Source organism: Deinococcus peraridilitoris DSM 19664 (genome assembly GCF_000317835.1).
GTDB classification, from domain to species: domain Bacteria; phylum Deinococcota; class Deinococci; order Deinococcales; family Deinococcaceae; genus Deinococcus_A; species Deinococcus_A peraridilitoris.
Genome location: NC_019793.1, coordinates 3,149,474 through 3,170,660, shown reverse-complemented (window position 1 = coordinate 3,170,660; position 21,187 = coordinate 3,149,474). Strand labels below are relative to the sequence as shown.

Genomic DNA, 21,187 nt, shown 5'->3' with positions numbered 1-21,187 from the left:
ATCAACGCCGTACAGCGTTGTGTGGCCCATGAAGGGTACGGTCCTACGCGGCTCCGCGAGCACGTGGGTGCCTTCGGCTGAAGGTCAGCCCCGGACACACGCGCGCGCAGCAAGGGTAAGTTCACCCTACTCCATCCCGATGTGTGAAGTGCACCTGTTCCCTGGACGTTGCCTGGATGAAGGCCGCGGTCAGCCGGGCGCACCGGGGGAGGGCAGTTCGTCCAGGCTGAACTGCTCGCTTTGCGTCAGCATCAGCTGCAACTCGCGCGAGATCCGCTCGATCTCACGGCTCTTGCTTTGCAACCAGCTCACGCGCTGCGCGTCGTGCTGCTCGCGCGCCTGACGGGCCAGCTGACCCAGCAGCAGCACGCTTTCGTTGGTGGCGCGCAGGGCCTGAAAGAGCTGCTCGGAGATGGCGCCCGTCATTTCCGAGAGCAAAGCGTTCAGGGTGTAGGCGTGCCCGGTATGACAGCGAAAACGCGTCAGGCTGCCTTCCTGAAAGCGGTGCAGCACCCCGTGGCATTCCGGGCAGGCGTAACTCGAAGGCTCGGCGAAGGAAAACAGTTCCAGCCAGCGCGCATGCTTTCCTTCCGCCAACTGTACTTCCATTTCGAGGCGCTGGCGCTCCTCTTCGTTCATGACGACCTCCGCCCCGCGGGCGCTGCTGCTTTCCGCGCGCGTGCACAGCAAGTGTGAAAGCACCCCGGCGAGTTCCCGCGCGGGCGCGACTTCATCCACTTCGACGTGCTGCAGGGCGGCTTCGGGCATCGCGCCGAACTGCGCCTCGGCCGGGTCTTGCACAAGGGCCAGCCCACCCAGGCGCTTGATGGTCCACAGGCCCGAGGTGCCGTCGTCCAGTACGCCGCTCAGCACCACGCCGATCACGTCCACGCCCCCCGTGTACGCCGCCGAGCGAAAAAGCGCGTCCACCGAAGGACGAAAGCGGTTTTCCTTCGGGCCGCGCTTCATGCCCACCTGCTCTCCCTCGATCAGCAGGTGGTGGTCGGGCCGCGCGACGTACACCCGGCCCGCCCGGATGTGTTCCCCGTCCGTGGGGTGCAGCGCGGGAAGCGGCCCGGCCCGATCGAGAATTTCGGCCAGGCGACTGGGCGCATGCGGTGCGAGGTGCAGCACCACGAACACCGCCGCCGGAAAATTTGGTGGTAGATTTGCGAGCAGCTCCTGGAGTGGCTCGAGCCCTCCGGCCGACGCGCCGACGACGATCAGGGGCAACGTGGACATGATGCTTTATTCTGACGCGCCACGGACCCTCAGGCAGCGTCCTCGTATCGAGAGCAAGTTTTCATGCAGCTCATGCTGACAAGTTCGCGCGGTGAGCGTCAGCAGCGCTTCAGACAGCTCTAATACTATGAAGGCATGAACGAAGTGGAAAGTGCGCGGCGGCTCGCCTTGCGCGCGATCGCTGAAGCGTACGTGGACGTGCGGACGCAGGAGCGTGCCGATCTTTGGCCCTCCGTACAAGGCCTGCGCCAGCGTTTCGTCCGCGCCCCTTACGCCGCCGCAACCTTCGAAACGCTCCGTGCCGAAGCGCTCACGCTGCTCGGGCGCCTGAAAAACTGATCCCCTCGCTGTCGGGCGCAGCTTCAGGTTTTGTCTGTCAGTGGTCTGTCACGCTGTTGTACCCACAGCTCTAACAAAATAAAAAACCTCGGCTCAGCCGAGGTTTTTTGGTGGGCGGTATAGGATTTGAACCTACGACCCCTCGCGTGTGAAGCGAGTGCTCTACCGCTGAGCTAACCGCCCGAAATGTGCTGGTGGGCCCTACAGGACTTGAACCTGTAACCAATCGGTTATGAGCCGACTGCTCTAACCATTGAGCTAAGAGCCCGAGGCTTTGCAGCGAAAGGGACTATAGCAATCCACCGATGCCTTGTCAAACGAACCCGATCAGCAGCGCACTTTGGCGCCGAAACTTCCAGGATGTCTGATCGTGAATGTCGCCTGACCCGCAGTGTGGGTAGACTTGGCGAATGAGCAGCGCCCTTCGCGTCTTACACGTCGCTTCGGAAGTCTTTCCGTTTTCGCGTACGGGAGGTCTGGCCGACGTCCTGGACGCCCTTCCTCGTTCTCTTTCACAGCACGGTGCCGAGGTCACGGTGCTCAGCCCGTGGTACCGTGACATTTCGCCCCGACCCACCACAGTGTTTGAGCAGGGCGAAGTGCACCTGGGCGAGGTGGTGCAGGCCGGGGTACGTTTTTTGTTTCTCGGCCTGCCCGAATTCGACCGCAGTGGCATGTACGCCAGCGATGATGTCTGGCGATTTATCCGCTTTTGCCGCTCGGCCCTGCCCACGCTCGATGCGTACGGCCTGAGCTTCGATCTGCTGCACGCGCACGACTGGGGCGCGGGGCTGCTCTGCTACTTCGCACGCGAGCGGAAACTGCCCAGCCTGTTCACCATTCACAACCTGCAGTACCAGGGCCGCTGGTCAGGGTGGGACGCATTCGCCTGGACGGGTTTGCCGCAGGAAACCTATTCACCCCAGGGCATCGAATTTCACGGTGACATCAACTTGATGAAGGCCGGTCTGGTCTATGCCGATGCGATCACCACCGTCTCCCCGACTTACGCGCGCGAAATCACCACGCCGGCCCTGGGTGAAGGGCTCGATGGAATTCTGCGGGCACGGTACGTCCGGGGGCAGCTTCACGGCATCCTGAATGGGCTCGATCTGGAACGGTGGGATCCACGCAACGACCCTGAGATCAGGCCGTTCAAGACCGCGAAGGGTAAAGCGGCCAACGTCAAGGCCCTGCGGAGCGAATTGGGTCTACGTGGCAAACCGGTGCTGGCAACCGTGACCCGCCTCGTGGAGCAGAAGGGCATCGACTTGCTGGTGGACACCTTACCCGAATTGACCCGGGATTGGGACGTCGTGGTACTGGGCAGCGGCGATCCTCGTCTGGAAGCAAGTCTGCAGGAATGGGACGGCAAGGGTGTGCGCTACCTGCGCGGAATGAACGAGCCTTTGGCCCACCGCATCTATGCCGGCGCCGACGCATTCGTGATGCCCAGCCGCTTCGAGCCGTGTGGGCTTTCGCAGATGATCGCGCTTCGCTATGGGGCAGTGCCGATTGTGCGGGACACGGGAGGGCTGCACGACAGCGTTCCACGCGACGTCGGCTTTTTGTTCCAGAAGTGCAGTTCGACCGCCCTGGCCCGCGTGGCACGACTGGCCCGCAAGGAATTTGACGATCCGGCCCTCTGGAGAACCCGGATAGAGCGCGGCATGAAGCTTGATTTCTCGTGGGACCGTGCAGCCCGGCAATATCAGGCACTGTACGCCTCGGTGACACGTTCGTCCGTGTAACTGCCGGGCAAAGGTTCGTGCAGAGGCGGACAAACGGCGAAGGGCCCCACATGGGGCCCTTCGTTGCTGCATGGTTACCGGATGGCGCGGTTCGTGCTTGCGCAGTTCAGGGTTCAGGCAGGGGCACCGATACAGATGGTGTCATCACCGTCGTTGTAACAGTACATGACCACCTCAGGCAGGGTGTGACGGAGCGCGGTGGCCAGACGTTCGTCTAGCACTGCACTGTAGCGCCCACGGCCGACGGCTTTGATCAGGTTGTTCTGGGCCGCGTACTTCCAGCGCTGCGCCAATTCAGGGTGCGCGAGTACGGCGGGGGTAACTTCAAGAGCCTCATATGCAACGTAAGTCATGACGTGAGTATACAGGGATGAACCGTTTCCATAATTGCCGTCTCTATGCGGATTATTTAGAATTCGCAAAGTCAGGATTGAATACGTATTGCGTACATTATACATCAAGCGTGCGGTAAAACGGTTCAGTGCTTAGCGCACCCTCATTTTTTTACTTTTTCATCTGAGCCAAAAAGTTCGAGTTCGACACCAGAAAAGTGCACAACGGGCCCGAACATGATGGGTTCACTTTGTTTTACAAAGCGTGAGGTAGACTGATGTCATGACGCAACTCGTTCCCCTGACCACTCCGGACGAAGTCGAGACTTTCCTTGCGCAGTTCCCCTTGGCCGCCATCTTCAAGGCCGGGACCTGCCACAAGACCATGCAGGGCTTTGGAGTGCTGGAAACCTACCTGGCGCGCCATGAACTTCCCGTCGGATTCATCCGGGTCGTGGACTGGCGTCCGGCCTCCAATCACGTGGCCGAGCGAACCGGCGTTCGTCACCACTCCCCCCAGTTTCTGCTCTTCAAGAATGGCCAGAGCGTTTTCGATGTGGACAACTGGGACATCACGCCTCAGGCCCTGGCCCCGGTGTTCGAAGCGCACGTTCCCCTGCGGACAGACACTGCCGAGGGCATTTCCACCAACATCGAGCCCTACAAGCAGTTGATGCACCAGTTTTTGAACGACGAACTGAATGAATGGCAGTTTCAGGAAGCTTACGTCAACTATTTCCGCGACGACGCCAACCTGCGGTCCCAACGTGAATTCGAACTCCTCAGCCGTCTTTTCGGTGACCCCGACGCCTACCACGGTGGCCTTCACCAGCTGGGCGCGCCCCAATCGCGCGGTGATCTGAAAACACGGGTTCAGGAACTGCTCGCGCAACTCTGAGGCGGATACCTTCACAGGGAGGGTGCCTTCGGGCACCCTCCCTTCTTGGCACTCTCACGCCCGCCGCTTGAGCTCTTCACTTGATGAGCAATAAATGCGCGCACGATGTACTCCCTTAACATGAAGGCCATGAGACCCGGTAAACTCACCCCAAGTTATGTCTCATCTTTGGCCTCAGCTCCCCCACGATCAAGCTGCATACAGTGAAATCTCTTCCGATTTCTGGCCGTGGCCGGAAGTCTTCGCCGACCTGAAAAGGCGGGACCATTTCAGCGGTGCCCTGGAGGTCCGTCAGAACGACAGGCGCGCCCGTTTCTTTTGGGCAGACGGTGAAGCCCTCGGTGGCTACAGCGACAATTCCGAGGACGATCTCGTCACGTTGGCCCTCCATTTTCCTCGTGGCTCGCTGAGCCTTTATTTGCTCGACAGTCAGGTCGCCCGTCTGGCATGGCAATGTCGCGACACAACTCTGCAAGGCGAAGAACAGCGTTGGGAGGATCTGCAGACAGGGCGCACCCTGCAGGCGTTCAGCGGCGTTATCCGTGGTCCCGCAGGGGACAGTTACTGGCATGCCGGTCAGCACCTGCACGGACCGCTCGCCCGTGCAGGCGAGCGGGTAACCCTCATCGCGGCGCCCCGCGAAGTGGTATCGACCGAAAGCGTGATCGAGTTTTACAACACCGCCCTCAACGTTGCCGCCCGGCATTTCGACGTGGCAGCACACTGGCGCGCCAGCGCGCTGGAGCTGGCCGACGATCACCTCTGCCTTGATCCCTTCGCCCGAGAAGTCGTGTATGAAAGTGGACAACTGCAACTCGTCCAGAGCGTGCCCGCCGACGAGCTGCTTGCGGCGCTGCGCGACGCGTACGCGCTGACCCTGGTGCGGGCAGGACGCCGCGCCGGGGAACTGCCGCTCGACGCCCTGCACGGCCACAGCCTCTGGGCACAGAGCGGCCTGGGCGAGCAGGCATGAACGCCACCTCGGTTCCCCTGCCGACCCCGCTGCAGGAAGACACCATGCTGCCTTTTGCACTTTGGCGGGTCGCCGACCTGATCAACGGCGAGCACAGTGTCGCGGTCATGGCCAGTCAGCTCGGGATGGCCGTAGGCGACGTACAGAGCGCCCTGAAAGCCATCGAGCAGCATCTCGGGCTGGCCCTCGCGGCGGTCGGTGACCGTGCTACCCCGGTGGAGAGCACTTCCGCCCCACTGCTGAGCGGCGAAGACCTGTTCGACTTGGTCAGCAAGACCGCCGTAGAGTTGATCGGCCCGGTGGGCGAGGTCATCGTGGAAGACGCCATCGACGAGCTGGGAGAGGATGTCGGCGCGGCCGACCTGATTCTGCGCGTCGCTCAAGACCTGCGTGAACCGCAACGCAGCGCCTTTCTGGGGCGCATTCGTGCGAAAGGACTGTCATGAAATACACCGTTGTTCTCTCCCAGATCGTTCCGAATGAATTGCGCCCCGAATTGTCCGAACGGCTCTCGACCCGTTTTGGCCTGAGCGAAGACCAGGCCATCAAGCTGGCCAGCCGCAAGCCCGGCCGCCTGCTCAAGCCCACCAGCAAAAGTCGCGCCGATACCCTGCTGTCGCTCTACGAAACCATGGGGCTCAAAGTCACCCTGGAAGAAGTCGTCGAGAACGACATCACCACGACCGTCAACGTCGTGCCGCTCGGCGAACCCACTGTGGCCCCACGTGAGGTATCACCTCCGGCAGGCGACGCGCCGACTCCCGCGCCGGTCAGCACGGTCGAACCTGCCAGTGTGGTGGCCGAGTCCGTGACTCCGGTGGCCGCCGCGCAGCCCGCCGCTTCGAGCGTGCCCGTGGCCGCACCCGCCGTTGCCGCCGCGCCGGAGCCGGTCATCACTGCAGCTCCGGTGGCCGCCATGACCCTGCCCACCAACCCCACCCTCGAGCAGACTTTTGCCGACGTTCCCGTCGTCGAAACCAAGCCGGAGCGCCGTTTCAGCTTGCGTCAGCGCGTGCTGGTCACGACCCTGCTGCCGGTCGTGCTGGCCGGGCTTGCTTCGGTGGCCGGCACCCTGCTGAGCGTTCCTCAGGCGCAGAAGCAGGTCATTCGCGAAGGCGCGCGCGCCCTGGCCGCCAGTGTCGGCACGAGCGTCGACATCAACGACGTGAACGCGCTCGACACCCAGCTCAAGACCCTGCTGCAACAGCCGGCCGTCGGCTTCGTGGCCCTCAACACGCCCGATGGACTGCAGTTCTTCCGCTCGAAAAACGAAGAAGCCGACTTTGTGCTGGGCGAGCAGGTCAACCAGTGGATGGCCACGCATCAGGGCGCCAGCAGCTTCGTCGGCCGGGACAAGCCAGCCGACCGCTACGCCCTGCAGCTGCAACAGCTCAAAGAGAGCGGCGTGGATGTCGGCAATGCCCAGGCCACCCTGGAACAGAAGGTACGCGCTCCGGAAAATCAGAAAACCACCGTCACCAGCTACGAGCTGCAGCAGATGGCCGTGTACAGCGTGACCGACGCACAAGGGGAAACGCGCAAGGTCGCCGCCGAAGTCTCGGACCAAAACTTCAAGAACAGCGAAGCGCTCTACACCATCGCCGTGGGCGTCATTGCCGACGAATCGCTGCGCGTCACCCGGCAGTCGGTGCTGATTCAGATAATGCTGATTCTGCTGGCCACGGGTGTCGCGGCCTTCTTCGCGGTGCGCACCGGACGCCGGATCGTGCAGCCCATCGAGGCCCTTGTCCAGGCTGCCGACAAGATCAGCCTCGGGCAGCTCGACACGCCCGTTACCGCCGAGCGTAACGATGAGATCGGCGACCTCGCGCAGGCCCTCGAGCGCATGCGCCTCTCCCTCGAAGCGGCCATGGAGCGCCTGCGCCGCCGCCGCAACCGCTGAGCGAACACCTTCTAAGACTCCTCAGAGAGGCCACTGCCTGCTGGCAGTGGCCTCTTTCGTTCTCTACTCAACCGCTGTCACTCACCCACCTCGTCTTCAGGGGCCGTTACGCTCAGGGTAGAATGACCGCATGTCTGTCTCCTCTTCGTGCGGCCGGGCCGCGCTCCGCACGCTTTTTGCCATCGGAAATCCGGCATGAGCGCTCCCGTGTCCCAAAATCCCGGAACGGTCGTGCTGGTCGACGGGCACGCCCTGGCATACCGCTCGTACTTTGCCATTTCCAGTTTGACCACCAGCAAGGGCGAGAGCGTGCAGGCGATTTTCGGCTTTCTGCGCCAACTTCTTCGGCTGCTGCGCAATGACGCTCAGCAGGTAATCGTGGTGTTCGACGCTCCGGCCAAGACCTTTCGCCACGAACAGTTCGAAGGCTACAAGGCCGGACGCGCCAAGACCCCCGAAGATCTGCCCGGACAGATCAACCGCATCCGCAAGCTGGTCGACCTGCTGGGTTTGCAACGCTTCGAGATGCCCGGCTACGAGGCAGACGACATCATCGGCACCATCACCCGCCGCGCCGAGGCGCAGGGTTACCAGGTGCGCATTCTGACTTCGGACCGTGACGCCTACCAGTTGCTCGACGATCAGGTGCGCGTGATCAATTCTGCCGGAGAATTGCTCGGCCCAGCGGAAATTCACGAGAAGTACGGCGTGACCGTGCGGCAATGGGTGGATTTCCGTGCGCTGACCGGAGACGCCAGCGACAACATTCCCGGCGCGAAAGGCATCGGACCCAAGACGGCGGCCAAGCTGCTGCAGGACTACGGCTCGTTGGACGCCGTTCTGCAGGAAGCACAGAACGGCACCCTCAAACCCAAGGGCGCGCAGGAGAAAATTGCCGCCAGCATCGAGGACGTCAAGTTCAGCCGCGAATTGAGCTGCATGGTCACCGATCTCGACGTAGACGTACAGATCGGCGAAAAGCGCGGAAAAATCGATCTGGAACCCTTGCTCGCCGAACTGCGCGATTTGGAGTTCAACTCGCTCGTGCGTGACGTGATGGGTCTGCTGGGCGACGGCGACGCGCCCCAGGCGACGCCCGAGCCAGAGGCGCCCACGCTGGCGCCCTGGCAGACCCCCACCGAAGGGGTCATCTGGGGCTACCGACTGACCCGTGAAGACGACCTGCAAGCCGAGCTGGCCGAGGTGGCCACCTGGGACGGCGAGGCCGCCCGGGTGCTCGAGCAGGTGGAACTGGCCGAGTTCGTCGGACAGCGCAGCGTGAACGCCATCAACGCCAAAGCGCTGGCGACCCATCTGATGGTTCGTGGCGTGAATGTGCTGCCCGGTGAGGACCCCATGCTGATGGCTTACCTGATCGACAGTGCCGTCACCACCCCTCAGCTGGCCTGCGAGAAGCACCTCGGGCACGCCTGGCCTGACCAGGCAGCAGGGCGCGCGGTGGCCGGTGGGCGCCTGCTCGACGCGCTGCAAGACAAGCTCGACGAACGGCGCCGCATTTTGTACGACCAGGTAGAAAAACCGCTCAGCAGTGTGCTGGCCAAGATGGAAGTGCACGGTATTCGTATCGACAGCGACTACTTCCGCGCGCTGAGCCTGTCGATGGGTGCGCGCATCGGCAACCTGGAAAGCGACATCTATGGTCACGCGGGCCGCGAATTTCCCATCGGCAGCCGCGACCAACTGGAAAAAGTACTTTACGACGAGCTGGGGCTGGCCAGCAGCAAGAAGACCAAGCTGACCGGCAAGCGCTCCACGGCCGTCGGTGCCCTCGAACCGCTGCGCGACGAGCACCCGATCATACCGGCACTCCTGGAGTACCGCGAACTGACCAAACTGAAAAGTACCTACCTGGACGCCATGACCCAGCTGGTCAATCCGCACACCGGGCGTCTGCACACCACTTTCTCGCAGACCTCGGTGGCGACGGGTCGCCTGTCGAGCCTCAATCCCAATTTGCAGAACATTCCCATTCGCACGGAAACCGGGCGTGAGATTCGCAAGGGGTTTGTCGCCGATTCGGGCTACTGCCTGATCAGCGCCGACTACAGCCAGCTGGAATTGCGCCTGCTGTCGCACATCGCCGACGATCCCAAAATGCAGCAGGCCTTTATCGACGGCGCCGATATTCACCGCCGGACCGCCTCACAGGTGCTGGGCGTTTCCGAGGAGCTGGTACAGCCGCAACAGCGGCGCGCCGCCAAAACCGTCAACTTCGGTGTGCTCTACGGCATGAGCGCGCACCGCCTGTCAAACGACCTCAAAATTCCTTACGCGGAAGCCGCCGGCTTTATCGAGCGCTATTTTGCCACCTACCCGGGCATCCGCGAATACATCGACCGGACGCTGGCCTTCTGCCGGGAGCACCTGTACGTCGAGACCTTGATGGGACGCAGGCGCTACGTACCCGAAATCAACGCCAGCAACAAGAATGTGCGCGAGGCTGCCGAGCGCATCGCCTACAACATGCCCATTCAGGGCACGGCAGCTGACATCATGAAGCTCGCCATGGTCCGGCTGGAAGGACAGCTGGCTGCGCTGGGCGCACGGCTGCTGGTTCAGGTGCACGATGAAATTCTGGTCGAGGTGCCGGAAGGTGTCGCGCAGGACGTCGAACAGCTGATCCGGCGCGAAATGCTGGAAGTCTACGACCTGAAAGTGCCGCTGGGCGTCGAGGTCGGCGTCGGCCCGAACTGGTACGACACCAAATAACGCGTTGCTCTTCAGCCGTGTTTAGGGCAGTCTCAACCTTCCGAGTCGGTTTGCCACCCACACTGAGGACGCACGAAAGGAGCGGCATGCACACGACACAACTTCCGCAACAGGTGGACCGTTTTTTCGCACGGCAGGACTGGCTCGACGATCACGCGGATCACCTGCAGGAGCTCATTCACGATGGCTTTTCTGCAGCCGGAGAACTGGGGCATGAAGTCGAGGACGTGCTGCACGGGAAGTTCCTCGGGCATCCCCTCCACCCGGTGCTGATCGAGCTGCCCATCGGCGCCTGGGTGACCGTCGGTGTGCTCGATTTGCTGGAAGTGCTGGGAGTGAAGGGACTTGAGAAAGGCTCGAACGCCGTGCTGGGCATCGGTCTGCTGGGTTCAGGAGCGGCCGTCGCCGCCGGCTGGACAGACTGGCACAAACTGAAACGTCTGCCACGCCGGATCGGGCTGGTGCACGGTCTGATGAACGAAACGGCCCAGGCAGTCTATCTGCTGTCGCTGATCGCGCGGCTCAAGGGCAGACGCCGCGCGGGGCGAATGCTGGCGCTGGGCGGCCTGTCGATCATCGGTGTGAGTGCTTACCTGGGGGGCCACCTGGTGTACAAACACCGCGTCGGAATGGGCGGTCCTCTTCGGTAAACGAGAACGCAATTACCGAAAACCTCGATACTGTTCTGCGCTCCAGCGTAGATCGCCTGCTTCGCGCCGAGGACCTCTATTAGAGGCTGGGGTCAGTCGGCGCTCACCTCGTCCGCAGCCTCGCGGGCACGCGCATGAAACAGGACCGGGCCGATCACGCCTGCCACGTCGCGCAGGTGCACTGGCCCGAAGTAGCGCGAATCGATGCTGTCCCCCAGCCGCCGGTTGTCGCCCAGGACATACACGCTGTTTCGAGGAACGGTTACGGGAGGCGCGTCCTGCCCGGCCTCGCCGGTAGTGTAGCTTTCCGCGAGCCGTTCACCGTTGCGTACCAGCAACCCCTCACGAATTTCGAGGCGGTCACCTTCAACCCCGACCACGCGCTTGATGAGGTAAGGCCGGTAACGCAGGCCGAGCACGCCGGTCTCGTAACTTTCCTGATGGCCGGGCGGCGCCTTGAACACGATCACCTCGCCACGTTTCGGCCAGTCGCCGCCAATACCCCAGGCGTGCAGCCAGCGCGGCGTTTTGTACAGCAAGAGTACGTCACCATGCTGGTAGGTCGGGTTCATGGAGATGCCGTCTACCCGCGCGAACATCACCACAAAGGTGGCAATCAGCCAGATGGGCAAGGCGGCACACAGCACCCAGTCGCGCAGGAAAGCGGTCAGGTACGAGCGGGTCACGCCGCGAATCTAGCAGGGCAGCACGGGAAAATGTGGTAATTACGCTCACAGCAGAACAGAGCCACGCTACACTAAAGGCGTGATTGCCTTTCTGGAAGGCCCAGTACGTGAGTTACGCGAAAACAGCGCGGTGGTGATGGCCGGTGGAGTGGGATACGAGGTTCTGTGCCCCCGCACCACGCTCGACACCCTGCAAGTCGAGACGGTGGCACAGTTGCACACGCGGCTGCAAATCCGCGAGGACGCCTGGACACTGTTCGGCTTTCATCACCCGGATCTCGCGACCCTTTTCGATTACGTCACGGGCGTCAGCGGGGTCGGTGGCAAGCTCGCCCTGGCATTGCTCTCGGCCATGCCCTCCGCTGTACTGGCGCACGCCATCCTGCAGGGCGACATCGGACTGCTGTCCAGCGTTTCGGGCGTGGGCAAAAAGACTGCCGAGCGTCTCTCGTTGGAACTGCGCAATAAGCTGCCGCCCCGGCTCGCCAACGAGGTCGCTCAGGGGGTGCGCCGCCCGGCGGGCATCACCAACAGCGCCGAACGTGACGCGGTCGACGCCCTGCTGGCCCTGGGCTACCGGGAACTGCAGGTCCGCGCAGCTGTATCCGAGCTGGTCGCCGAGAATTCCGAATTGAGTGCTGACCAGATTATCCGCAAGAGTCTGGGGCGCCTGCGTTAAAAAGTCCACCAGCGCGCCCGTCCTCCCACCCTCCGGGTCAGCCGCGCTCGCGCTCCAGCAGCACGGTTTCGATCAGGGCCAGCACCACCAGGTCAGGATCGAGGGCCGGGTCCGGCGGGGTGACCGGCTCGAGAATGAAGCGGCGCTCCACCAGTGACCGCCGCTTGCGAATGCGAAAGACCGTCTCCCCTGCCGTGTTGAGCATCAGGTAAGAGGGGTTGATGAACATACCGGCGATCCAGCCGATGACCGGGATCTCATCGATCAGGCCGTCGATCACCTTGATCCAGGGATTTTCCTCACGAATGGTCAGCACTTCGCGGTCCTGAGCGTCGGTCACGTCATAACGGGCACTCCACAAGGAGCGCAGGCCGACTGCACGCACCGCGCCGATCACCTGCTCGTCGCGCAGACGAGTGATGCGGTGCACGGCCCGGAATCCCATCACGCGGTCCGCTTTCATGCGGTAGAGCGGACGGGTTTTTTCCGCGTCGGCAAAGACGGTGGTGTCCTCGCGCAGCGTCAGCAGCTTCTGCTTGACCTGCATCAGCGTCTCTCCCTTGGCGTCGGTAACCTGCAGCTCGGGTGAAAGCGTCACGAGACGAAAAGTGGCGGTCAACGGATAGGTGTATGTCACGCCTCACCATACCGTGCGTTCGTGCCAGTGTGGAAAGCTCGAAACGCCCAAGCGCCTTGTCACTCTGCAACCGACCTCACAAAGCAGAAAGCCAAAAGCCTCGTTACTGAGAACATATGGCCACCCTGATCATTGGCGCCACAGGAGGCATCGGCTCGGCGCTTTCACGCGCTTGGCCCAAAGAGGCCTTGTGGCTTTCAGGCCGCAATTCCGATACCCTCTCCTCGCTGGCGCAGGCACTGCAGGCCACACCGGTGTTGGCTGACCTCGGGTACGAAAGTCACGTCCGGACGCTGTTCGAGGGCATCAGCCTACCGCTCGACACCATCGTGTACGCTGCCGGAAGCGTCCTGCCGGAAGTCGTGGCGATCACTTCACCCGAAGGTACGCGCCGGACTTGGAATGCCAATTACTTCGGGGTGCTCTGGACCCTCAAATACGGTCTGCCCAAGCTGAGCCAGGGTGGACGCTTCTACGTCCTGGGGGCACAGGCACAACTGGTAACAGCACGGGGCTTCTCTCAGTACGCGGCCAGCAAAGCGGCCATGGCCCGCCTGCTTGAGGTGGCGCGGCTGGAGCACCGTCAATACGTCCTGACCGTGGTCCTGCCACCCGCCGTACAAACCGGCTTGTGGGATGGACTAGGGCCAGTCCCTCCGGGAGCGCTGACACCGGAGCACGTGGCTGAGGTCATTGTCCGTGACCGTTTTGAGCAGCCTGGGCAATTCGAGCTGTCCATCTGAGGGAAAGCTCCGACGAGTGATCACAGCACCCGTAGACACCGCCCATATTCGTCTCAGGCCGCCTGCTCACGCTTCAGACATTCTTGGCACCAGCTTCAGCAAAAGAGCATTTTGTGCGTGGGTCCACAACCTGCGCCGCATTTCACCCTCCACGATAGGGCCGGTACGAACGACATTCATCGAGGAGGATGAACCATGACCAGAATTTCTGCTGTCTTTGATTCGCAAACCCACGCTGAAGCCGCCGTGACCGAACTGCGCCGTATGGGCCTCGCCGACGCCCACCTGTCTTTCGTGGGCCGCCATAATGATGAAGCTACCACCACCGGAACGAACGGTGGTGTCGAGGACGAGGGCGAACGTCGCGCCAAGAACGCCGCCGGCGGCTTGGCTGCCGGTGCCGGTCTCGGCGCCTTGTTCGGCCTGGCTGCTGCAGCGATTCCCGGTGTCGGGCCCTTTATTACGGCGGGCGCGCTGGCCTCGAGCCTGGGCGCCGCAGGCGGCGGGGCCGCAGCAGGGGCCATCGTCGGCGGCACCATCGGCGGCATCACCAACGCCCTCGCCGACGCTGGCTACAGCCGTGACGAAGCCGACTATTATGGGAACCGCGTTGAGCAGGGTGGCACGATGGTCGCCGTCGAGGATACGCACGGTATGAACGAGTCGGCCGTCTATGACGTTTTGCAGCGTCATGGTGGGCAGATCTACGGTCGCTGAGTCCAGACGGATTTGCCGCGGCACAGCGGCAAGAAGAATGGTCAGGGCGCTCCTTGGGAGCGCCCTGACCATTCTTCTTGCTGAATTTCAGCCCTTGACGGACCCCGCGAGCAGGCCACGCACAAAGTAGCGACCAAGCACCATGTACACCAGCAAGGTCGGAATGGCCGTCAGGATAGCGCCTGCCATGGGCAGATTCCAGCTGACCGCCTGACCGCCCGCCAGCTGTGCAAGCGCAACGGTGATCGGCTGGCTGGCTGGATTGGTGAGCGTCACACCGAACAAAAATTCATTCCAGGCCTGCGTGAACTGCCAGATGATGACCACCACGAACCCGGGAACCGACAGCGGAAAGATCACGCTGCGGTAAATGCCCCAGAAGCCCGCTCCGTCGATGCGCGCCGCTTCCATCAAGGCGTCGGGCACTTCCGCGTAATAATTGCGAAAGATCAGCGTGGTAATTGGCAGGCCGTACACCACGTGCACGAACACCAGACCCCACACCGAACCGTACAGCCCGATGCTTTTGATGAACTGGAACAGCGGAATCAGCACGGCCTGGTAAGGAATGAACATTCCGAACAGCATCAGCGCAAAAATCAGGTTTGAACCGCGAAAGGCCCATTTGGACAGTACGTAACCGTTCAGGCTGCCCAGCAGCGCGCTGATCGCCGTGGCGCTCACCGCCAGCACGAGGCTGTTGCGCAGGCCACCGCTCACCTTGGTCCACGCGTCCGCGAAGCTCGCCCAGTTCAGCGTCCTTGGCCATTGCCAGGTGGTGTCGAGCGAGATGAACTGCGGACTCTTGAGGGCCGTGATGACCAGCAGATAAACCGGGAGCAGGAAAAACAGGGCCGCCAGCGCCAGCCCCAGGTAAAGCAGCGGGCGCGAGGCATTCAGGCGACGGGTGCCCGGAGTGGCCGAACCGGTCGTCGGTACGGTGGTCACGATTTGGCCTCTTTCCTGAAGGTGGACGCCAGATACGGCACGATCACCGCTGCGACGAGCAGCAGCAGAATCACGCCAATTGCCGCACCCTTGGCAAACTGGTTTCCTCGGAAGGCGGTGATGTACATGGTGAGCGCCGGCACGCTGGTCTGCGTATTGTCCGGCCCGGACATAGCGAAAACCAGATCGAAGATTTTGAGGCTGATGTGACCCAGGATGATCATCGCCGAAAGGGTGATCGGGCCCAGCAACGGAAAGATCACCCGTGTGTAGACCTGACGTTCGGACGCGCCATCCACGCGCGCCGCTTCGCGCAACTCGTCTGGAATGCCGCGCAAGCCTGCGAGATACAGCGCCATAGTGTAGCCGGACATCTGCCACACGGCGGCGAGAATGATACCGGCCAGGGCCAGGTTGAAGCCGTGTGGCTCCGCATAAGGCAGCAGCCTGACGCTGGGACCGCCCAGCAGGGCCCACAGCACCAGCAGCGCCGAACTGGCGCCGGCCACTACCGCGCGGGTACGCGCGCCTTCACGCAGGGCACCGCGCGTAATCCAGGCAAAGATGACTGCCACGACCAGTGCCGTGATGAGCGGCAGCAGGTTCCAGTCGAACGACCAGATTGAAGCGCGTGAGGCCACCCAATCGAACTGTCCGGCCGGCGCGCCAAACCAGGTCGGAATCTGGTTGACACCGCCAGCAGGCTGCAGCATCCAGCGCCAGACCGTACCGGTCACGATGAACGAGAGCGCCATCGGAAACAGAAAGACCGTCCGGAAAAAGCCCTCACCGCGCGGATTGCGGTCGAGCATCATGGCAAGAAGCAGACCCAGCACCAGGCAGCCCAGCAAAAAGAAGACCGTAAAAAAGAGTGCGCTGACCAGGTCCTGACGAAAACGCACATCCAGAAATCCGGAAAAGAGGTCCTGGTAATTGGTGAAGCCGATGTAGCGAATGATCGGGTTGGACGACAGCGCCTGCGCCGGATCGCGGCCCCAGTCGGTAAGCGAGGTATAGCCAGTCTGGGCGATAAAACCGTAGACGAAGATGCCCAACAGGATCAGTGACGGCAGCAGCACCGCAAAAGCAATGAACTGGTCTCGGTTTCGCAGTGACCTCATGAAGGGCTCCAGTTCAGGCGAGCACACCGCACGTCAGCGTGCGGTGTGCTGTGCAAGGTGATGGCCAATGGAATGATGTTTCCCCTCCCAGCACAGCACCACAGATGCTCAAAAAGCAAAAGGGCAGCAAGCAAAAGGGGCGTGACTGAGCGCCACGCCCCTTCAGACCACTTACTTGCCGATGTTCGCCTGGGTGGCGAGCGCCTGAGCCTGTGCGGCTGCCGTTTGCGCGTTACGGCTGCCCACAAAGGCGTCCACGACCGTACCGAAAGAGCTCATGAAGCTTTCGGGGGCCACGGCGCCGTGCACCAGGCTGCCCACGATCTTGTTGCTCTTCCAGTCCTTGGAAGCTGACTTGGCATAGGTGTTGTACTTGCTCATATCGCTGTCAAGGCGCGCCGCGATGCTGCCCTTGAGCGGGTTGAAGGCGTCCTGGCCTTCTTTGCTGCCCAGCACCTTGAGCCAGTTGGTCGCGGCGACACGGTTCTTGGCACCCTTGGGCAGGCCGAAGGAGTCACTCAGGAACATAAAGGAGCCGGTTGTACCGGGCGCAGCCGCCCAACCAAAGCCAGTGCCGGGCTTGAGCTTGAGTGTGGTTTCCATGTAACCGGCAGCCCAGTCGCCCATGATGTTGAAGGCCGCCTGGCCCTTGGCGATGCGATCGGTGGCCTGCTGCCACGACAGCCCGCTGGCATCCTTGTTGGCGCAGTCCATGACCTTGCCGAAAGTGGTCCAGACGTTTACGGCCTTGGGATCGGTAAACTTCAGCTTGCCGGTCCACAGGTCGTTCCAGCCTTGCGCACCCAAGGCTCCCAGGGCGACGCTTTCCCACAGGTGCTGCTGTGTCCAGTCCTGACCGACCGCGAGCGGGGCGGCCAAGCCCTTGCCTTTCAGGGTCTGGCAGGTAGTCAGGAACTCATTCCAGGTTTTGGGCGCCGTGACGCCCCACTCCTTGAGCTTGGCAGGGTTGTACCACATGACGTTCGAGCGGTGCACGTTGACCGGCACGCTCCAGATACCGTCCTTGGTAGAAATCAGGGGAATGAGGTCCTTGGGGAACTTGGTCATCCAGCCTTCGCTCTTGAAAAGCGGGGTCAGGTCTTCCATGCGGCCGGCGACCACCCAGGTGCCGATGAGTTCCTGACCAGCGTGTGCCTGGAAGCTGTCAGGTGGATCGCCGCCCAGCATGCGGGTCTTCAACACGGCCTTCGCGTTGGTGCCCGCGCCACCGGTGACCGTGGCGTTGTCGACGTTCACCGAGGGGTACTTCTGCTTGTAAAGCTTGATGAGCGCTTCGAGGGCCGGACCCTCGTCACCGGACCACCACGAGAAGATTTCGAGCTTGCCTTGGGCGAGGGCCGAGGTGCCCACCATCAAGGCGGCCGTAAACAACACTGCTTTTTTCATAACTTCCTCCTGAAACGGGACGAGCGAAATGCAGAGCCTGTTCCCAGCCAGTTGAAATCGGAGTGACAAGCTTCCGAGCATGAAGAGTTCTTGAAACAGGATAGCGCGAACAGCAGCTTCTTTCACCAAGCGCCTAGATCAGCGCAATCCGAGACTGCACCCGGCAGCTCCCAAATCTTTACAACCAAAGCGCGCCTTTCGGGCTCTCAGGCAACGCGGACCGACCGTGTGCATCGCCTGCCGCAATCTGGGGCCTCGTGCGGCCCTGTTGTTCGCCTTGGTCAGAGAGAAGGAGGGCACACCAAAAAAGGATACCCGAGCGCGGTGGGAAAACCGGCCGAAATCTGCAGGAGTACGCCCAAGTGCAGGCACCGTAAAATGACGTTCTGTTCGTTCCGCCGTCAAACGAAAACGTTCGCACCGCGTTTATTCCCGGGAACGGGCGCCGGGCGCGTTTCGGGTTCAGAACCGCACATCCACCGTGCCCGGCTCGTGCGCGAACTGCTGAGGTTCGACGTGAATGATCACGCTGGTCTCGGGCAATTCCAGGTCGATTGCTTCTTCGATATGGTCGCACAGGCGGTGGGCCTCGTACAATGTCAGGGATTCGGGCAGAACCAGATGAAAATCCACGAAGGTCCGTGCGCCGGCCCGGCGGGTGCGCAGATCGTGGTACTCCAGGTAGTCGCTTTCAAAGCTTTCGATCGCCCGCCTGACTGCACGGATCTGCTCGTCAGGCAGGCGCTCGTCGAGCAGGCCTGACAGCGAACGACGCACCACGCGCCAGCCGATCCATAAGATCCCCAGCGCGACCAGCAGGCCAATCACCGGATCAAGCCAGGCCCAGCCGGTCAGCAGCACGATGGCCACGCCGAGCAGCACGGCCACCGAACTCCACACGTCCGTGAGGAGATGGTGCCCGTCGGCTTCCAGTGCCGGAGAACGGTGCACCTTGCCGGCCCGCAGCAGCAGCAGCCCGACCATCAGATTCAGCACGCTCGCCAGCACGGTCAGGCCGAGGCCCAGCCAGTTGGCTTCGGGCAACTGCGGCTCCATCAGGCGTGACAGCGTGGCCTGCACGATCAACACACCTGCCACCCCGATCAATAAGCCCTCGACAAAGCTCGAGATGTACTCGGCCTTGCTGTGCCCGTAAGGGTGATTGTCGTCGGCGGGCAGCGCGCTCACTCGCACCGTGACGCCCAGCAGCACGGCCGCCGCCACGTTCACGATACTCTCCAGGGCGTCGGATAAGATCGCCACCGACCCGGTGAGCGCGTACCCTCCCAGCTTGAGCACAAAGACCAGCAGGCCCGCCAGAAGACTCAGACGGGCAAAACGCTGGCTGACTGCGGCGCGGCCGGACATCAGTGTTTCAGTTTAGCGGCGCCTTTGAAGGTGCGGCGCGACCTACTTTTCGTCGGCACTGAGATCGAGCGCCAGGGCGGCACGCGGATTCTCGGGGCGCAGCAACGGAAAAAGCAGCACGTCACGAATCGAGTCACGGTTGGTGAGCAGCATGGTCAGGCGGTCAATGCCGATGCCCAATCCACCGGCTGGCGGCATTCCGTACTCCAGCGCCAGCAGAAAATCTTCGTCCTGCTCGTGTGCCTCGTCGTCCCCGGCGTCACGGCGCGCCAATTGCGCCTCGAAACGCGCGCGCTGGTCGAGGGCGTCGTTCAGCTCCGAAAATGCGTTTGCCAGCTCAAAACCGTTGGCGAACAGTTCAAAGCGCTCGGTCACCCCCGGGCGTGAACGGTGCGGCTTGGCCAGCGGAGAGATGGCCAGCGGATGATCCATCACGAAGGTGGGGTTGAGCAGCAAGGGCTCGACGTGCTCGCCGAACAGTTTGTCCAGCAATTTGTAGTCGGGCACCTTGCGCCACTGCGGATAGCGCTCGTCGCAGAAGGTCCGCAAGCGCGCAAGGTCAAGCGGATCGAAGTTTAGTTCAGGAACGTGCTCACGCAGCGACCCGACGTAATCTACCTGCGCGAAGGGCGGCGTGAAATCGAGTCGCCTTTCGCCGTAGGGCACCTCGTACGAACCCTTGAGGTCTTGCACCAGCGTACTGAAGAGGTCCTGCACGAGTTCCATGATGTCGCCGTAGTCGACATAAGCCCAGTACAGTTCCAGCATGGTGAATTCGGGGTTATGCGTGCGGTCGACGCCCTCGTTGCGGTAGACCCGGCCGATTTCGTAGACCTGCTCGAAGCCCCCTACCAGCAGGCGCTTGAGGTGCAGTTCGAGTGCGATGCGCAGCGAAAAGTCGTGATCGAGCGCGTTGTGGTGCGTCTGGAAAGGACGCGCTTCGGTTCCGCCCGCAACCGACTGCAAGGTCGGGCCTTCGACTTCCATGAAGCCGCGCCCATCCAGAAACTGCCGGGTCAGGCGCAGCAGACGCGAGCGCTGCTTGAAGGTCTCGCGCACCTCGGGATTGACCATCAGATCAACGTAGCGGCGCCGCGCACGCAGTTCCTCGTCAGCGAGCCCGTGGAACTTGCTGGGCAGCGGGTGCAGGCTCTTGACGAGCGGTTGCCAGTCCTGCACGTGCAAGGTCAGCTGTCCGGTCTTGGTGACGAACGGATAGCCGCGAACACCCACGATATCACCCAGGTCGAGGTTCTTGAGAGCCGCAAAACTGGCGAGGTCCTTTTTGTTGAAGTACACCTGCACAGTGCCGGCCTCGTCCTGCAGGTTGGCGAAAGCAGCTCCACCCATATGACGCAGGGTCATGATGCGCCCGGCAAGGGCGTACGTCTCTCCCTCCCAGCTCTGGCCGGCTTCCAGCGGGGCTTCGCCCTCCGCCGGATGGACAGCGAGGACCTCGACGGAACGGTGAGTCCGTTCGAAGCGGTACGGAAAAGGCTCAAAACCCGCTTCGGTCAGCGCCACCAGATTGTTCAGGCGGGCGCGGGTCTGCTCGTGAAGGACTTCGGACATGCAGAGCAGTATAGCTTTCAGACCCGTCGGCCTTTCCCGAGCTCCAGAAAACGGTATCCCGGTGCTCCTTCACTGCGGCAGGCGGATCTTTTGCTTTCTCGCTCCGCTCGACCTTGACGTTTGCCGGCCTTGACGTTTGCGCAAGGCGGCAGCTCCGGGGGCGCCAGGGGGCCAGACGTGACCAGGAACGTTTGTCCATTCCACCCTTGGAGGAAGACACGCCATCAATGCCATTGTCTTGGGCAGAACGGACGCGCGCAAGCCCTCAAACCGCTTTGAGGGCTGTCCTGCGCAAGACGCCCTGAAGGACGCCTGCCCGCGTTTTGGGCAGAACGGACGCCCTTAAGGACGCCTGCCCGCTTCCAAACGCTCCTGGTCGAGGTCACTCGCTCCCCGCGCTGACAGCGTGCCCAAAAGCGGTTTCGGGCACTGCGCTCTCTCCGCTCGGTCAAAGACATGGATCAAAAATCGATCCATGTCTTTGACAATCG

Annotated in this window: 20 protein-coding genes and 2 tRNA genes; 11 read left to right on the top strand and 11 right to left on the bottom strand. The window is 62.2% G+C overall.

Annotated features, from left to right (window positions below; all coding sequences use genetic code 11):
• Positions 1-189: 189 nt before the first annotated feature.
• On the bottom strand, positions 190-1,242 hold the full coding sequence (locus tag DEIPE_RS15505; RefSeq protein ID WP_015236913.1) for a chemotaxis protein CheB: 1,053 nt from the start codon (positions 1,240-1,242) through the stop codon (positions 190-192).
• A gap of 135 nt (positions 1,243-1,377) precedes the next feature.
• On the opposite strand from DEIPE_RS15505, the gene DEIPE_RS15500 reads away from it, so the two are divergent.
• Positions 1,378-1,581, top strand: a complete 204-nt coding sequence (locus tag DEIPE_RS15500; protein WP_015236912.1) for a hypothetical protein — start codon at positions 1,378-1,380, stop codon at positions 1,579-1,581.
• A 108-nt stretch (positions 1,582-1,689) separates the two neighbouring features.
• Here DEIPE_RS15500 and DEIPE_RS15495 read toward each other — a convergent pair.
• Both DEIPE_RS15495 and DEIPE_RS15490 read right to left on the bottom strand, forming a co-directional pair.
• A tRNA-Val gene (locus DEIPE_RS15495) sits at positions 1,690-1,764 on the bottom strand.
• A gap of 9 nt (positions 1,765-1,773) precedes the next feature.
• Positions 1,774-1,849, bottom strand: a tRNA-Ile gene (locus DEIPE_RS15490).
• A gap of 142 nt (positions 1,850-1,991) precedes the next feature.
• Here DEIPE_RS15490 and DEIPE_RS15485 point away from each other — a divergent pair.
• The gene (locus DEIPE_RS15485) at positions 1,992-3,332 is read left to right on the top strand and encodes a glycogen synthase (RefSeq protein WP_015236911.1); all 1,341 of its coding nucleotides are present in this window, start codon (positions 1,992-1,994) and stop codon (positions 3,330-3,332) included.
• 113 nt (positions 3,333-3,445) lie between these two features.
• Here the strand turns inward: DEIPE_RS15485 and DEIPE_RS15480 are convergent, their stop codons facing one another.
• Positions 3,446-3,685, bottom strand: coding sequence for a hypothetical protein (locus DEIPE_RS15480; RefSeq protein WP_157448897.1), 240 nt, complete (start codon positions 3,683-3,685; stop codon positions 3,446-3,448).
• Positions 3,686-3,947: 262 nt separating this feature from the next.
• Between DEIPE_RS15480 and abxC the strand changes: the two genes are divergently transcribed.
• From abxC to DEIPE_RS15450, 6 genes are all read left to right on the top strand, one after another.
• A complete protein-coding gene (gene abxC, locus DEIPE_RS15475; RefSeq protein WP_015236909.1) occupies positions 3,948-4,562 on the top strand; it encodes a monothiol bacilliredoxin AbxC in 615 nt (204 codons plus the stop codon).
• Positions 4,563-4,719: 157 nt separating this feature from the next.
• A complete protein-coding gene (locus DEIPE_RS15470) occupies positions 4,720-5,535 on the top strand; it encodes a hypothetical protein (protein WP_015236908.1) in 816 nt (271 codons plus the stop codon).
• Positions 5,532-5,981 carry a DUF8082 domain-containing protein gene (locus DEIPE_RS15465; RefSeq protein WP_015236907.1) on the top strand — a complete coding sequence of 150 codons (450 nt, stop codon included), beginning with the start codon at positions 5,532-5,534 and terminating at the stop codon, positions 5,979-5,981. The genes DEIPE_RS15470 and DEIPE_RS15465 overlap by 4 nt, the downstream gene beginning before the upstream one ends.
• On the top strand, positions 5,978-7,438 hold the full coding sequence (locus DEIPE_RS15460; RefSeq protein ID WP_015236906.1) for a HAMP domain-containing protein: 1,461 nt from the start codon (positions 5,978-5,980) through the stop codon (positions 7,436-7,438). Before DEIPE_RS15465 ends, DEIPE_RS15460 begins: the two co-directional genes overlap by 4 nt.
• Positions 7,439-7,633: 195 nt before the next feature.
• Positions 7,634-10,168 (top strand): DNA polymerase I, encoded by a 2,535-nt coding sequence (gene polA, locus DEIPE_RS15455; RefSeq protein WP_015236905.1) that lies wholly within the window; start codon positions 7,634-7,636, stop codon positions 10,166-10,168.
• Positions 10,169-10,254: 86 nt separating this feature from the next.
• On the top strand, positions 10,255-10,818 hold the full coding sequence (locus tag DEIPE_RS15450; RefSeq protein WP_015236904.1) for a DUF2231 domain-containing protein: 564 nt from the start codon (positions 10,255-10,257) through the stop codon (positions 10,816-10,818).
• A 92-nt stretch (positions 10,819-10,910) separates the two neighbouring features.
• Here DEIPE_RS15450 and lepB read toward each other — a convergent pair whose 3' ends face one another.
• Positions 10,911-11,504 carry a signal peptidase I gene (gene lepB / locus DEIPE_RS15445; protein WP_015236903.1) on the bottom strand — a complete coding sequence of 198 codons (594 nt, stop codon included), beginning with the start codon at positions 11,502-11,504 and terminating at the stop codon, positions 10,911-10,913.
• Positions 11,505-11,583: 79 nt separating this feature from the next.
• Here lepB and ruvA point away from each other — a divergent pair, with 79 nt between their 5' ends.
• Positions 11,584-12,183 carry a Holliday junction branch migration protein RuvA gene (gene ruvA, locus DEIPE_RS15440; RefSeq protein WP_015236902.1) on the top strand — a complete coding sequence of 200 codons (600 nt, stop codon included), beginning with the start codon at positions 11,584-11,586 and terminating at the stop codon, positions 12,181-12,183.
• 37 nt (positions 12,184-12,220) lie between these two features.
• On the opposite strand, the gene DEIPE_RS15435 is transcribed toward ruvA, so the two are convergent.
• Positions 12,221-12,802, bottom strand: coding sequence for an LURP-one-related/scramblase family protein (locus DEIPE_RS15435; RefSeq protein WP_157448896.1), 582 nt, complete (start codon positions 12,800-12,802; stop codon positions 12,221-12,223).
• A gap of 134 nt (positions 12,803-12,936) precedes the next feature.
• Here DEIPE_RS15435 and DEIPE_RS15430 point away from each other — a divergent pair, with 134 nt between their 5' ends.
• Both DEIPE_RS15430 and DEIPE_RS22435 read left to right on the top strand, forming a co-directional pair.
• On the top strand, positions 12,937-13,563 hold the full coding sequence (locus DEIPE_RS15430) for an SDR family NAD(P)-dependent oxidoreductase (RefSeq protein WP_015236900.1): 627 nt from the start codon (positions 12,937-12,939) through the stop codon (positions 13,561-13,563).
• 195 nt (positions 13,564-13,758) lie between these two features.
• Positions 13,759-14,280, top strand: a complete 522-nt coding sequence (locus tag DEIPE_RS22435) for a hypothetical protein (protein ID WP_015236899.1) — start codon at positions 13,759-13,761, stop codon at positions 14,278-14,280.
• An 87-nt stretch (positions 14,281-14,367) separates the two neighbouring features.
• Here DEIPE_RS22435 and DEIPE_RS15420 read toward each other — a convergent pair whose 3' ends face one another.
• From DEIPE_RS15420 to lysS, 5 genes are all read right to left on the bottom strand, one after another.
• Positions 14,368-15,228 carry a carbohydrate ABC transporter permease gene (locus tag DEIPE_RS15420; protein ID WP_015236898.1) on the bottom strand — a complete coding sequence of 287 codons (861 nt, stop codon included), beginning with the start codon at positions 15,226-15,228 and terminating at the stop codon, positions 14,368-14,370.
• Positions 15,225-16,349 carry a carbohydrate ABC transporter permease gene (locus DEIPE_RS15415; RefSeq protein ID WP_015236897.1) on the bottom strand — a complete coding sequence of 375 codons (1,125 nt, stop codon included), beginning with the start codon at positions 16,347-16,349 and terminating at the stop codon, positions 15,225-15,227. The genes DEIPE_RS15420 and DEIPE_RS15415 overlap by 4 nt, the downstream gene beginning before the upstream one ends.
• A gap of 171 nt (positions 16,350-16,520) precedes the next feature.
• On the bottom strand, positions 16,521-17,756 hold the full coding sequence (locus DEIPE_RS15410; RefSeq protein ID WP_015236896.1) for an ABC transporter substrate-binding protein: 1,236 nt from the start codon (positions 17,754-17,756) through the stop codon (positions 16,521-16,523).
• 462 nt (positions 17,757-18,218) lie between these two features.
• Entirely contained in the window at positions 18,219-19,124 is a 906-nt protein-coding gene (locus DEIPE_RS15405) for a cation diffusion facilitator family transporter (RefSeq protein WP_015236895.1), read from the bottom strand.
• A 42-nt stretch (positions 19,125-19,166) separates the two neighbouring features.
• Entirely contained in the window at positions 19,167-20,696 is a 1,530-nt protein-coding gene (lysS, locus tag DEIPE_RS15400; RefSeq protein WP_015236894.1) for a lysine--tRNA ligase, read from the bottom strand.
• Between the last annotated feature and the right edge of the window lie 491 nt (positions 20,697-21,187).